Annotated in this window: 11 protein-coding genes; 10 read left to right on the top strand and 1 reads right to left on the bottom strand. The window is 50.9% G+C overall.

All coding sequences use genetic code 11. The annotated features are described in order from the left end of the window. Positions 1-528 precede the first annotated feature (528 nt). The 10 genes from glmS (at position 529) to cobO (ending at position 11,776) form a co-directional block, all read left to right on the top strand. Positions 529-978, top strand: a complete 450-nt coding sequence (gene glmS / locus M2374_RS01015) for a methylaspartate mutase subunit S (RefSeq protein WP_096757824.1) — start codon at positions 529-531, stop codon at positions 976-978. Beyond that, positions 978-2,366: a methylaspartate mutase accessory protein GlmL gene (glmL, locus tag M2374_RS01010; protein WP_181688354.1), complete on the top strand. Its 1,389-nt coding sequence runs from the start codon at positions 978-980 to the stop codon at positions 2,364-2,366. Before glmS ends, glmL begins: the two co-directional genes overlap by 1 nt. 18 nt (positions 2,367-2,384) lie before the next feature. Beyond that, entirely contained in the window at positions 2,385-3,830 is a 1,446-nt protein-coding gene (locus M2374_RS01005; protein WP_096757826.1) for a methylaspartate mutase subunit E, read from the top strand. Then, positions 3,830-5,071, top strand: a complete 1,242-nt coding sequence (locus M2374_RS01000) for a methylaspartate ammonia-lyase (RefSeq protein ID WP_117342261.1) — start codon at positions 3,830-3,832, stop codon at positions 5,069-5,071. Before M2374_RS01005 ends, M2374_RS01000 begins: the two co-directional genes overlap by 1 nt. 3 nt (positions 5,072-5,074) lie before the next feature. Then, positions 5,075-6,445 carry an acyclic terpene utilization AtuA family protein gene (locus tag M2374_RS00995; RefSeq protein WP_096757828.1) on the top strand — a complete coding sequence of 457 codons (1,371 nt, stop codon included), beginning with the start codon at positions 5,075-5,077 and terminating at the stop codon, positions 6,443-6,445. Beyond that, positions 6,442-6,759, top strand: a complete 318-nt coding sequence (locus M2374_RS00990; protein ID WP_115259037.1) for a DUF4387 domain-containing protein — start codon at positions 6,442-6,444, stop codon at positions 6,757-6,759. Before M2374_RS00995 ends, M2374_RS00990 begins: the two co-directional genes overlap by 4 nt. A 168-nt stretch (positions 6,760-6,927) precedes the next feature. Continuing rightward, positions 6,928-8,232 (top strand): dicarboxylate/amino acid:cation symporter, encoded by a 1,305-nt coding sequence (locus tag M2374_RS00985; RefSeq protein ID WP_115259038.1) that lies wholly within the window; start codon positions 6,928-6,930, stop codon positions 8,230-8,232. Positions 8,233-8,386: 154 nt separating this feature from the next. Continuing rightward, positions 8,387-9,388 carry a glutaminase A gene (gene glsA / locus M2374_RS00980; RefSeq protein WP_115259039.1) on the top strand — a complete coding sequence of 334 codons (1,002 nt, stop codon included), beginning with the start codon at positions 8,387-8,389 and terminating at the stop codon, positions 9,386-9,388. Positions 9,389-9,511: 123 nt separating this feature from the next. Next, positions 9,512-11,164 (top strand): class I fumarate hydratase, encoded by a 1,653-nt coding sequence (locus M2374_RS00975; protein ID WP_115259040.1) that lies wholly within the window; start codon positions 9,512-9,514, stop codon positions 11,162-11,164. 9 nt (positions 11,165-11,173) lie between these two features. After that, positions 11,174-11,776, top strand: coding sequence for a cob(I)yrinic acid a,c-diamide adenosyltransferase (cobO, locus tag M2374_RS00970; RefSeq protein ID WP_117342258.1), 603 nt, complete (start codon positions 11,174-11,176; stop codon positions 11,774-11,776). Between the two features lie 42 nt (positions 11,777-11,818). On the opposite strand, the gene M2374_RS00965 is transcribed toward cobO, so the two are convergent. After that, complete coding sequence (locus M2374_RS00965; protein ID WP_153880574.1) at positions 11,819-12,721, bottom strand: LysR substrate-binding domain-containing protein; 903 nt, start codon at positions 12,719-12,721, stop codon at positions 11,819-11,821. Positions 12,722-13,075 lie beyond the last annotated feature (354 nt).

Below are 13,075 nucleotides of genomic sequence, written 5' to 3'. Positions count from 1 at the left end.
CGCCGAAACCCAAACATCATCGCCCGAATCATCATTATAAGTTATAGGTCATTCCTTCTCTATGCTTATGCGGCAAAGATTAAATATGTTCCGAACAATCTATTATCATTTTTATCTTAAATTTAACAAAAAATATTTCTGCCATATAAGATATATAAATAAAAAAACGTTATGTCGTTCACAAGTTATTTAGTGAACCTACCTTTTTATATTATTAAAAATCGCACATTAAAACCTCGCATAACAAAATAAGATTTTGATCACAAAGATGGCAAGTCATTTATTAGTGAATTTACTAACAAAATGACAATGCGACAAAAACAACAACACAACCCATTGAATCATCACAGATTTACCAAAATGCAATTATAACAATCATTTTAATCAGGATATTTTGAAAATAGATCAATTGCTTCCTTTTCAGCTTCCACAGAAACTCCGACTCTATTAAGAGGTTGTCACAATCCATGTTCTAAATATTAAAAAATAATTTTTACTTATTGACCATCAGCCCTACAGAGGATTCCCATGAAGAAATCTACACTTGTTATTGGCGTTATCGGTGCTGACTGCCATGCAGTAGGCAATAAAGTTCTGGATCGCGTTTTTACCTCCCACGATTTTCACGTAATCAACCTCGGGGTGATGGTGAGTCAGGATGAATATATTGATGCCGCGATTGAAACAGGCGCGGATGCCATCGTGGTGTCATCTATCTATGGCCACGGTGATATCGACTGCCTCGGCTTGCGTGAGCGCTGCATCGAACGTGGCCTCGGTGATATTCTGCTCTATGTCGGCGGCAACCTGGTTGTGGGTAAACATGACTTTGCAGACGTCGAAGTGAAGTTTAAAGAAATGGGCTTTAACCGCGTCTTTGCACCAAGCCACGACCTGGAAGATGTTTGTGCGCTTATCACCAATGACATTCACCAACACAATGGCCTCGAGCAGCGTTGCCTGGAAGAGGCTATCTGATGCAAACAGTTTCTGTCGATATCGGCTCGACATGGACCAAGGCAGCCCTCTTCGCACATGAAGGTGAAGAATTAACGCTGGTAAACCATGTCCTGACCCCAACCACCACACATCATCTGGCAGACGGTTTTTTTGCCAGCCTGAATCAGGTGCTAAATGTTGCCGATGCTCGCCCGTTACTGAAAAGCGGTGAAGTGCAGTTGAAATACTCCTCGTCAGCCAAAGGTGGACTCGCCGTTGCAGCAATGGGGCTGGTGCCTTCCATTACGCTGGAATCGGCCAAAGTAACCGCCCATTCGGCTGGCGCAAAAATCGCGCAATATTATTCGTACAAACTTAACCGCCATGACATTCAGGAGCTGGAATCATCACCACCAGACATCCTGTTGTTTACCGGCGGCACGGATGGCGGTGAAGAAAGCTACGGTCTGGCTAATGCGCGTGCGCTGGCCGAGTCAAAGCTTGATTGCGCCATTATCTACGCTGGTAACCGCGACATTCAGGACGATGTGCAAACTCTCCTGGGACATAAAGATCTGACTACGGTAGATAACATCCTGCCCGATCTCGACCACCCTAATCCGTTTGCTGCTCGTCAGGCCATTTGCGATGTGTTTTTGTCCCGCATCGTCAAAGGCAAAGGACTGGACGTTATTGTCGGCGAAACCGGTGAAGAGCCGATGCCCACGCCGTGGACGGTGTATGAACTGGTAAAAGCGATTAGCGACTACGACAGCGCATGGAAGGAATTCATGCTGATCGACATGGGCGGCGCCACCACGGATGTCTATTCAGCCAGCGCGAATACCCTCTCCCCTGACACCGTTCTGCACGGCGTCCCAGAACCCTTCGTCAAACGTACTGTTGAAGGCGATCTGGGGATGCGAGTTTCCGCCGTTGTCGTCGGAGAAAGCACGCAGGAAATGGTGAAAGTTATCTTTGCCCAACAGCCACAGCGCGAAGAGGCGTTTTACCGCTATCTGCGCCATCTGGTTGGGCAGCCGGATTACCTGCCACTCAGCGAGGAAGAGAAATATTTCGACACCCTGCTGGCAGGTTTGTGCGTGGGCTATGCCACTGAGCGCCACGCGGGCACTAAAAAGCAGGTTTGCACCTGCGTAGGTAACGTGGATTTACAGATGGGTCGCGATCTCACCACCGTACGCAAAGTTGTCGGTTCAGGGGGATGGCTCTCGCGCGCCAGCCAGTTTGATATTCATAACTGGCTCAAATATCGGGAGTTGGACGACCAGGGTAAAAGAATTCTGTTACCGAATCAGTTTGAGTATTACCGCGATTCACATGGCCTGCTCCCTCTACTGGCAAACGTCGCCAGGCTGTACCCGCAAGCCGCTGCTCACACCAGCATTCAGTGTTTAACCCTATAAAACTTAAGGCAGCTACGAATGGAACTTCGAAATAAAAAACTGACCCATGACGAATTTATGACCGAAAGGCTGCAGGTGTTACAAACCTGGGAAACCGGCAAAGACGTTGAGAACTTCGAAGATGGCGTGAAGTACCAACAAACAATTCCAGACCAGAAGCGCTTCTCCCTCGCGCTGTTGAAGGCCGATCAGGAAGGTAAAACCCTGAGCCAGCCGCGTGCAGGCGTTGCATTAATGGATGAGCACATTGCGCTGCTCAAAACATTGCAGCAAGAGTGCGACCTGCTGCCCAGCACCATCGATGCTTATACCCGTCTGAACCGTTATGAAGAAGCCGCCGTCGGGATCCAGAAATCTATCGAAGCGGGTACGTCCAAGCTGAATGGTTTACCGGTCGTCAACCACGGGGTTGCTGCCTGCCGCCGGATGACGGAATCCCTGGAGAAACCTATCCAGGTTCGCCACGGTACGCCAGATGCGCGCTTGCTGGCAGAAATTGCCATGGCCAGTGGTTTTACCAGCTACGAAGGTGGCGGTATCTCTTACAACATCCCTTACGCCAAGCGCGTCACCCTGGAAAAATCCATCCGTGACTGGCAGTACTGCGACCGTCTGATGGGACTGTACGAAGAAAACGGGATTCGCATTAACCGTGAACCCTTTGGTCCGCTGACCGGCACCCTGATTCCGCCATTCATGTCTCACTCCGTCGCGATCATCGAAGGTCTGCTGGCGCTGGAGCAAGGCGTGAAGTCCATTACCGTGGGCTACGGCCAGGTCGGTAGCCTGACGCAGGACATTGCTGCGATTCAAGCGCTGCGTGAACTGTCACACGAATACTTCCATAACTACGGCTTCGACGACTATGAACTGAGCACCGTATTCCACCAGTGGATGGGCGGATTCCCGGAAGACGAAGCGAAAGCTTTCTCCGTCATCGCCTGGGGTGCGGCAGTGGCTGGCATGTCTGGCGCAACGAAAGTGATCACCAAGAGCCCGCATGAAGCATTTGGTATCCCGACTGCGGCAGCAAACGCCCAAGGCCTCAAAGCGTCACGTCAGATGCTGAACATGGTTAGCGACCAGAAATTCCCGCAGTGCGCAGCCGTGGAGCAGGAAGTAGAACTGATTAAGAGCGAAGTCCACGCAGTGCTGAAGAAAGTCTTCGAACTGGGTAATGGCGACATTGCACGCGGTACCGTGCTGGCCTTTGAAGCAGGCGTACTGGACGTGCCTTTCGCACCTGCAGCCTGTAATGCTGGCAAAATCCTGCCGGTTCGCGATAACTCAGGCGCAATCCGTATTCTTGAAGCCGGCTCCGTACCGTTGCCGAAAGATATTCTCGCCCTGCACCACGACTACGTCGCAGAGCGCGCCCACTTTGAAGGCCGCAAGCCTTCTTTCCAGATGGTCATTGATGACATCAACGCCGTATCCCACAGTAAATTAATAGGAAGACCATAATGAAAATTAAACAGGCCCTTTTCACAGCTGGCTACTCCTCATTTTATTTTGACGACCAGCAGGCCATTAAAGACGGCGCAGGTCACGATGGGTTCATCTATACCGGCACGCCGGTAACGCCTGGATTTACTTCTGTTCGCCAGGCGGGTGAATGCGTTTCGGTTCAGCTGATTCTGGAAAACGGCGCGGTAGCGGTCGGTGATTGTGCAGCCGTACAGTATTCCGGTGCGGGCGGTCGTGACCCGCTGTTCCTGGCAGAGAACTTCATTCCGTTCCTCAACGATCACATCAAACCGCTGCTGGAAGGTCGCGATGTCGATGCGTTCCTGCCAAACGCCCGTTTCTTCGACGAACTGAGCATTGACGGTCGTCTGCTGCATACCGCCGTTCGCTACGGCCTGTCTCAGGCGCTGCTGGATGCCGCTGCGCTGGCGACCGGTCGTCTGAAAGCAGAAGTCGTTTGTGACGAATGGCAGCTGCCATGCGTTCCGGAAGCGATTCCTTTATTCGGCCAGAGCGGCGATGACCGTTATATCGCCGTAGACAAAATGATCCTCAAAGGTGTGGACGTTCTGCCGCACGCGCTGATCAACAACGTCGAGCAGAAGCTGGGCTTTAAAGGTGAAAAACTGCGTGAGTATGTGCGCTGGTTATCCAACCGCATCTTAACCCTGCGCACCAACGAAGCGTATCAGCCTACGCTGCACATTGATGTGTACGGCACCATCGGTCTGATTTTCGATATGGATCCGGTTCGTTGCGCCGAATACATCGCCAGCCTGGAAGTTGAAGCCCAGGGCCTGCCGCTGTACATCGAAGGTCCGGTTGATGCCGGTAACAAACCGGATCAGATCCGCATGCTGACTGAGATCACCAATGAGCTGGCTCGTCTGGGCTCCGGCGTGAAAATCGTGGCCGATGAATGGTGTAACACCTATCAGGATATCGTCGACTTCACCGATGCGGGCAGTTGCCACATGGTGCAAATCAAGACCCCGGATCTGGGTGGTGTTCACAACATCGTTGATGCAGTGCTGTATTGCAACAAACACGGAATGGAAGCCTATCAGGGCGGCACCTGTAACGAAACCGAGATCAGTGCACGTACCTGCGTACACGTCGCGCTGGCCGCGCGTCCAATGCGCATGCTGATCAAACCGGGTATGGGTTTCGATGAAGGTCTCAACATCGTGTTTAACGAAATGAACCGCACCATCGCGCTGTTGCAGACTAAGGATTAAGAGATGGCACGCACATTTAAGATCTTATCGCCTACGGCTATCCTGGGTTATGGCTTCCCGGAAGAAAGTTTTCGTAAAGCCATGGAAGAGTCACCGGATCTTATTGCTGTTGACGCGGGTTCCTCCGATCCTGGTCCCCACTACCTCGGGGCAGGTAAACCGTTTACCGACAGGGCCGGCGTAAAACGCGATCTGCGCTATATGATCGTAGCAGGCGTTAAGAACAACATCCCGGTGGTCATCGGCACAGCCGGTGGTTCAGGTGCTGCTCCGCATCTGGAGTGGTGTCGCCAAATTATCCATGAGATTGCGCAGGAAGAAAAACTGTCCTTCTCTATGGCGCTGATCCCGTCTGATGTCGACAAAGAGGTCGTTCATCAGGCGCTGGATAACGGCAAAATCACCGCCCTGGATTTTGTCCCTGAACTGACTCACGAGGCGATTGAAGAGAGCACCTACATCGTCGCACAGATGGGCGTCGAGCCTTTCCAGCGTGCGCTGGAAGCCGGTGCGCAGGTGGTACTGGGCGGACGAGCCTACGATCCGGCCTGCTTTGCCGCACTGCCGATTATGCAGGGCTTTGATGAAGGTCTGGCGCTTCACTGCGGTAAGATCCTTGAGTGTGCTGCTATTGCCGCCACCCCGGGCTCCGGCTCAGATTGTGCGATGGGGATCATTGACGACAACGGCTTTACGCTGAAAGCGTTCAATCCAAAGCGTAAGTTCACTGAAACGTCCGCCGCAGCGCACACTCTGTATGAGAAGTCCGATCCGTACTTCCTGCCGGGACCGGGCGGCGTGCTGAACCTGAAGGCGTGTACCTTCACGCAGGTAAACGACGGCGAAGTGTATGTCAGCGGCTCACGTCATGAAGAGACGCCGTATGCGCTGAAACTGGAAGGTGCACGTCAGGTTGGCTTCCGCTGCCTGACCATCGCCGGGACACGCGACCCGATTATGATTGCCGGAATTGACACCATTCTTGAAGAGGTACAGGCAAGCGTAGCACGTAACCTTTCACTGAATGATGACAGTATCCGCATGACGTTCCACCTGTACGGGAAGAACGGTGTGATGGGCAATCATGAGCCAATTAAAACCGCCGGTCACGAACTGGGGATTTTACTGGACGTGGTCGCACCGACGCAGGATATCGCCAACAGCGTCTGCTCGCTGGTGCGCTCTACCCTGCTGCACTACGGCTATGAAAATCGCATTGCGACTGCGGGCAACCTCGCTTTCCCGTTCTCGCCATCTGATATTCAGAGTGGTCCGGTGTATGAGTTCTCAATCTATCACCTGATTGAAGCAAGCGATGCACTGCGTTTTGATTTCCACATTGAACAGGTCACGCCAGAAGGAGTTCAGGCATGAAACACTCAATTTGTTCACTGGCGCAGGTCATCCGTTCCAAAAATGCCGGACCGTACGAACTGGTTTTAGATATTTTATTTAAAACCAAGGAAGACTATCAACGAGTGAAAGCGTCCGAGCAATTAACACCGCAACTGATTGCTGGATTATATAATGTCGAGCCTGACTTTATTCATAACATTGTCTGGTTTGACCCGGCAAATGCGGTAAAGATCGTCATGCCTCGCGATATTATTTCCGGCAACGTCGGTGACAATGATGTTTATGGCGCGCAGCAACATGCTCCATTATTAAGTATTGAGTTCGATTTGTAATAAAAAACAAAATAACAACCATTGGAGCACAGAATTCAGCAGTATCACAGTGCTTCGAAGTATTCATGCGGTTGGTCACAACAGGCGTGCGCCTGAGCTACTGTTCCAGCTCAGGTGCCCGCCACCCTACACAATTTTCATTACCAGCCTTTATCCGATGGAGTACACATGAAGAAAATTAGTTTAACGAAGATGATCATATTAGGCCTGATACTCGGCATGATTGCCGGGGTGGCCATAAATAATATGGCCGCGGCTGAAACAGCAAAATCTTATGCAGCGGATATTTCTATTTTCACCACTATATTCTTACGTATGGTGAAAATGATTATCGCGCCATTGGTTATCTCCACACTGGTTGTTGGTATTGCCAAAATGGGCGATGCCAAAACGCTGGGGCGTATATTTTCTAAAACCTTTTTCCTGTTTATTTGCGCCTCTCTGGTGTCAATTGCGCTGGGTCTGGTTATCGTTAACATCTTCCAGCCGGGTGCGGGCATCAACTTTGTTCCGCATGACGTCGGTGCTGTCGCAGCCGTTAAGTCAGAACCGTTCACGCTGAAAGTATTTATCTCGCACGCGGTACCGACCAGTATCGTTGACGCGATGGCACGTAACGAAATCCTGCAGATCGTTGTGTTCTCAATTTTCCTCGGTTGCAGTCTGGCCGCCATTGGCGAAAAAGCCGATCCTATCGTGAAGGTACTGGACTCGCTGGTACACGTGATGCTGAAGCTGACTGGCTACGTCATGCTGTTCGCACCACTGACCGTTTTTGCTGCGATTTCCGGTCTGATTGCCGAACGTGGTCTGGGTGTGATGGTGAGCGCCGGGATCTTCATGGGTGAGTTCTACCTGACGCTGGGTATGCTGTGGGCCATCCTGATTGGTCTGTCAACGCTGCTGATTGGTCCTTGCATCAGCCGTCTGACAAAATCCATTCTCGAACCGGCTCTGCTGGCCTTTACCACCTCCAGTTCTGAAGCGGCCTTCCCAGGCACGCTGGATAAACTGGAGAAGTTTGGCGTCTCTTCCAAAATTGCCAGCTTCGTACTGCCTATCGGTTACTCGTTTAACCTGGTCGGCTCCATGGCCTACTGCTCCTTTGCCACCGTCTTTATTGCCCAGGCGTGCAATATCGAACTGAGCATGGGTGAGCAAATCACCATGCTGTTGATCCTGATGCTGACCTCTAAAGGGATGGCGGGTGTACCGCGTGCGTCAATGGTAGTTATCGCCGCTACGCTGAACCAATTCAACATTCCGGAAGCCGGCCTGATCCTGCTGATGGGCGTCGATCCGTTCCTCGATATGGGTCGTTCTGCCACTAACGTAATGAGTAATGCCATGGGTGCTGCCATCGTGGGTCGTTGGGAAGGTGAACACTTCGGCCAGGGTTGTCGCGGAACTGCACCAGTGAAAACCCCGGAACAGGATCGTCCGGTTACTGAAACGGAAGTTGCTTTGTCTTAATCATTTGATAACTGCGATCTGTAGACCGGGTAAGGCGTTTACGCCGCTATCCGACAAGAGAGCCACACCTGATGGCGACGCGAAGCGTCTTACCAGGTCGATAAGGTTTTTCCGGTCTACGGATCTTTTTTCACAACACCACCAGGAAAACACAATGAATAAAACACTTCTCGGCGTAAGTCTCTTTTCTTTCAGCGTCTTGTTTAGCGCAACCACGTTCGCGCAAACCACGCCGGATTACGCCAAACTGATCGAACAGGCACACCAGAAATTTAAAAGTAACAATGACGGAAAAGTCGCCGACTATATCCCTGCTCTGGCGACCTATAGCCCGAAAAATTTTGCCATCACCATTGCCACCGTTGACGGCAAAATCTACCAGGTTGGCGATGTCAACAAACCCTTCCCGATGGAATCCCTGAGCAAAGTCTTCACCATGGCATTGGCTATGGAGCAGCATGGCCCACAGGTGGTTCTGGATAAACTCGGCGCCAATGCCACCGGCATGCCATTCAACTCAGGCTTAGCCGTTGAACTGACTAAAGGCGCACCGGAAAACCCGCTGGTTAATGCCGGCGCAATGAGCACCGTTAGCCTGATTGAAGCCAAAGACAAAACCGATCGCTGGAACAAAATCCTCGATAACCTGAACGTCTGGGCAGATGCCAAACTGACCGTGAACGAACCGGTGTTCAAATCTGAAATGGATACCAACCAGCACAACCAGGCGCTGGCGAAGCTGATGGAATCCTACAACAGCTTCTATGGCGACACCGACGAAGCCGTTGAAATTTATACCCGTCAATGCTCAGTCGATATCACCGTTGAGCAACTGGCCAAAATGGGTGCTGTCCTCGCCAACAAAGGAAAGTCTCCGTTTAACGGCAAGCAGTTGTTGAACGAAAAATATGTGCCGCAAGTATTGGCTGAAATGGCGATTGCCGGGTTGTACGACGGCAGTGGCAAGTGGCTGTATACCGTCGGCCTGCCGGCGAAAAGCGGCGTTGGCGGCGGAATGGTTGCTGTTGTCCCGGGTGAATATGCGATAGCTGTTTATTCTCCGCCGCTGGATGAAGCCGGTAACAGCGTTCGTGCCCAGAAAACTATCGAATATGTCGCCGAAGCGACAAAAGCCAACGTCTTTTTAGCGAAATAATCCCGTGCCGGATAGCGCTAATGCGTATCCGGCCTCCTCGCTAAAACTTCTCCGGCCAACAAAGTTTACTTTTTTGTTGGCCGGAACCGACGTTACCTAAAAACCTAAAGGTGAGAAGTAAAAATGTCTAAACCATTTGTCTGGCAGGAACTCTTTGTTCAGAGTAAAGATAATACAGAATATGAATTACTCACTAACCAATACGTTACGGTAACTGAGTTAGACGGAGAGGAAGTGATCAAGGTGGCGCCTGAGGCGTTAACCTTGTTGGCACAGCAGGCATTTTATGAAGCGTCCTTTTTCCTGCGCGCCGGACATTTGAAGCAAGTAGCCAGCATTTTGCACGACCCGCAGGCCAGCAGTAACGATAAATATGTCGCACTTCAACTGCTGCGCAATGCGGAAGTTTCCGCCAAAGGCGTACTGCCCAACTGCCAGGATACCGGCACCGCAACGATTGTTGCCAGCAAAGGACAGCAGGTCTGGACCGGCGGCGATGACGCGGAAGCATTAAGCAAAGGCGTGTATACCACCTTCACGGAAAATAACCTGCGCTATTCGCAAAATGCCCCGTTGGATATGTACACCGAGGTCAATACCCAAACGAACCTGCCTGCGCAAATCGACATCAGTGCAACTCCGGGTAACGAATACCGCTTCCTGTTCGTCAATAAAGGCGGCGGCTCGGCCAACAAAGCGGCGCTGTATCAAGAAACCAAGTCCATTCTGCAGCCAGAAAAACTCACCGCCTTCCTGATCGAGAAAATGAAATCACTGGGCACCGCTGCCTGTCCGCCGTATCACATTGCGTTCGTCGTGGGCGGGCTCTCTGCCGATCAATCGCTGAAAGTGGCTAAGCTGGCTTCAACAAAATATTACGATAACCTGCCAACCAGTGGCAACGAACTGGGTCAGGCGTTCCGCGATACCGCACTGGAGACGGCGTTGCTCAATGCCAGCCGCGAGTTTGGTATTGGCGCACAGTTTGGCGGTAAATACTTCGCGCACGACATTCGCGTCATTCGCCTGCCACGCCACGGTGGCTCCTGCCCTATCGCCATGGCCCTCTCCTGCTCTGCAGACCGCAATATTAAAGCCAAAATTAATAAGCACGGTATCTGGCTGGAGAAACTTGAACATAATCCGGGAAAATTTATTCCCGATTCTCAGCGCGTAGAAAACAGCGGTCAGACCGTACAACTGAATCTGGATCGTCCGCTGCGCGAGATCATGCAGGATCTGTCCGCGCTGCCGATTGGCACCCGACTGTCACTCAGCGGCCCAATTGTCGTTGCCCGCGATATCGCCCATGCCAAGATCAAAGAACGTCTGGATAACGGCGAACCGATGCCGGAATACATGAAAAATCACATTGTGTATTACGCCGGTCCCGCCAAAACGCCTAACAATCTGGCCTGCGGTTCAATGGGCCCCACTACCGGCGGGCGCATGGACGGTTATGTCGATGCTTTCCAGGCAGCAGGCGGCAGTTTGATCATGTTGTCAAAAGGCAATCGCAGCAAGCAGGTGACCGATGCTTGTCAGAAGCATGGTGGATTTAACCTCGGCAGCATCGGCGGCGCAGCGGCGCTGCTGGCCCAGCAGTATGTGAAGAGCCTGCATTGTCTTGAATATCCTGAACTGGGTATGGAAGCGGTGTGGATGATGGAAGTGAAAAATATGCCCGCCTTTGTATTAGTGGATGACAAAGGCAACAACTTCTTTAGTCAGTTTGAGCAGCAGCATCGCTGCACAACCTGCCCTGCAGGACATTAAGGAGCAACAATGGAAGCGCGAGCCAATGACGACAGGCACCGCCAGCGTCAGCAGAAACTGAAAGATCAGGTTGATACCCGCGTGGCGGCGGCAACGGAAAAGAAAGGGATTTTGATTGTCTTCACCGGCAACGGTAAAGGGAAATCCACAGCCGCCTTTGGTACCGCGACGCGCGCGGTCGGCCATGGAAAAACCGTTGGCGTCGCGCAGTTTATTAAAGGCCAGTGGGATAATGGCGAATACAACACGTTACAACCGCTCGGCGTTGAATTCCATATTATGGGCACCGGCTTTACCTGGGAAACCCAGAACAAGGAAGCGGACATTGCGGCAGCAACGGTGGTCTGGCAGGAAAGTAAGCGCATGCTCGCCGATGCGCACTACGACCTGGTCGTACTGGATGAACTGACGTATATGTTGGCGTATCACTATCTGGATACTCAGGAAGTGATCGCTGCCATCGAGAATCGTCCAGCCGAACAGAGCGTAATTGTCACAGGCCGCGGATGCCACACGCTTTTACTGGAACTTGCCGATACGGTCAGTGAGATGCGTCCGGTCAAGCACGCGTTTGATAGCGGTATTCAGGCACAAGTTGGGATTGACTGGTAGGAAAAACACGCTGGCCTACAACATTGTAGGCCGGCGTTGTCATCACGTCACTGACACCACAGATTTACCGAGTAACCAGTTACGGAAAGTCTGTAAATGCGGAGATTCCGCCTTCTCTTCACGCCACGTCATAATGAACCGGTTACCGGTACGCATCGGGACATCGCAGGGAATCACCATATCACCGCAGTCCAGATCGTGCTGAATAGCAAATCGGGGTAACAACGCGACGCCCAAATTCGAGCGTACTGCCGCGATCAGCATCGAGAGCAAATCAAAGCGCGGACCTTTATTGACCAACGGACTGCTGACATCAGACAAGGCAAACCACTCCTGCCAGCCTTTGATACGTGTACTTTGGTGCAACAAAGGAAACTCATTCAGCAGATCGTTCACGGCCAGCTTGCGATCGGCTTCCGTCAGCAAACATCTGCTGCATACAGGTAAAATTTCCTCTTCGAAAAGGTACTCCACCCCAGACCATGGCGAGTAAAAATCTTCCCGCATGATTGCCGCGTCGTATTCGCGATTGAGAAAATCGCCGATATTCGCCAAAGAGTGAATATTAACGATAATATCAGGGTTAAGTTTATTGAACTCACGTAAGTTAGGAATCAGCCAGTGCGTACTAAACGTAGGATTAACCGCCAACTCAATAACCTGCACGGTCGGTTGCCAGGTCATTATGGTGGTGGTGTCACGTTCCAGTTTGTTAAGCGTTTCCTTGACGATAGTTAAATAATGCTTCCCTGCCGCATTTAAGAAAATTCGCTTTTTGGCATGATTAAATAGCGCTGTATTTAGAAAGTCCTCCAGCGCATTCACCTGGCGAAAAACAGCACTTTGTGTCAACGCAAGCTCTTCTGCTGCCCGGGTATAACTTTCGTGACGCGCAACCACTTCAAAAGTTACCAGCAACTCCGTCTTCGGTATTTTTCCTCTCATAACCTCTTCCATATGCAGCGTACAAAATAAGTTTAATATATAAAATAAATTTCATTACACCCAGACAAGCATCGAAAGTTATATTTTATTTTGTCCATTGATGTCATTGATCCAATCCATGATTTACTCACACTGAGGCGGATAAATATTAACCAATAATACGCAAGCCGGGCAGTAAACACAATTTAAATAAGGTTAAACCTGGGCAAATAGTGCTTATAAGTTCTTAATAATTTTTCAAATGATCTTGTTTATTGCAGAAAAAACTATGCGAGTTTAATCAATATTATTGCTGAGATATTTTAGGATAATTTAGTGTTATAACCACCCGGCAAACGACTGCTTTTAATCATT

It is taken from the genome of Citrobacter sp. JUb117 (assembly GCF_024809055.1).
GTDB lineage: Bacteria > Pseudomonadota > Gammaproteobacteria > Enterobacterales > Enterobacteriaceae > Citrobacter > Citrobacter gillenii.
The sequence above is the reverse complement of the archived record's forward strand: the minus strand, read 5'-3'. Positions and strand labels throughout refer to the sequence as shown.

What these genes read in the sequence shown, in the direction of transcription:
- M2374_RS00975 (WP_115259040.1), top strand. Translation starts at nt 9,512, where the DNA reads ATGTCTAAACCATTTGTCTGGCAGGAACTCTTTGTTCAGAGTAAAGAT.
- M2374_RS00990 (WP_115259037.1), top strand. Translation starts at nt 6,442, where the DNA reads ATGAAACACTCAATTTGTTCACTGGCGCAGGTCATCCGTTCCAAAAAT.
- glsA (WP_115259039.1), top strand. Translation starts at nt 8,387, where the DNA reads ATGAATAAAACACTTCTCGGCGTAAGTCTCTTTTCTTTCAGCGTCTTG.
- M2374_RS01000 (WP_117342261.1), top strand. Translation starts at nt 3,830, where the DNA reads ATGAAAATTAAACAGGCCCTTTTCACAGCTGGCTACTCCTCATTTTAT.
- M2374_RS00985 (WP_115259038.1), top strand. Translation starts at nt 6,928, where the DNA reads ATGAAGAAAATTAGTTTAACGAAGATGATCATATTAGGCCTGATACTC.
- M2374_RS00965 (WP_153880574.1), bottom strand. Translation starts at nt 12,721, where the DNA reads ATGAGAGGAAAAATACCGAAGACGGAGTTGCTGGTAACTTTTGAAGTG.
- M2374_RS01005 (WP_096757826.1), top strand. Translation starts at nt 2,385, where the DNA reads ATGGAACTTCGAAATAAAAAACTGACCCATGACGAATTTATGACCGAA.
- glmS (WP_096757824.1), top strand. Translation starts at nt 529, where the DNA reads ATGAAGAAATCTACACTTGTTATTGGCGTTATCGGTGCTGACTGCCAT.
- glmL (WP_181688354.1), top strand. Translation starts at nt 978, where the DNA reads ATGCAAACAGTTTCTGTCGATATCGGCTCGACATGGACCAAGGCAGCC.
- M2374_RS00995 (WP_096757828.1), top strand. Translation starts at nt 5,075, where the DNA reads ATGGCACGCACATTTAAGATCTTATCGCCTACGGCTATCCTGGGTTAT.
- cobO (WP_117342258.1), top strand. Translation starts at nt 11,174, where the DNA reads ATGGAAGCGCGAGCCAATGACGACAGGCACCGCCAGCGTCAGCAGAAA.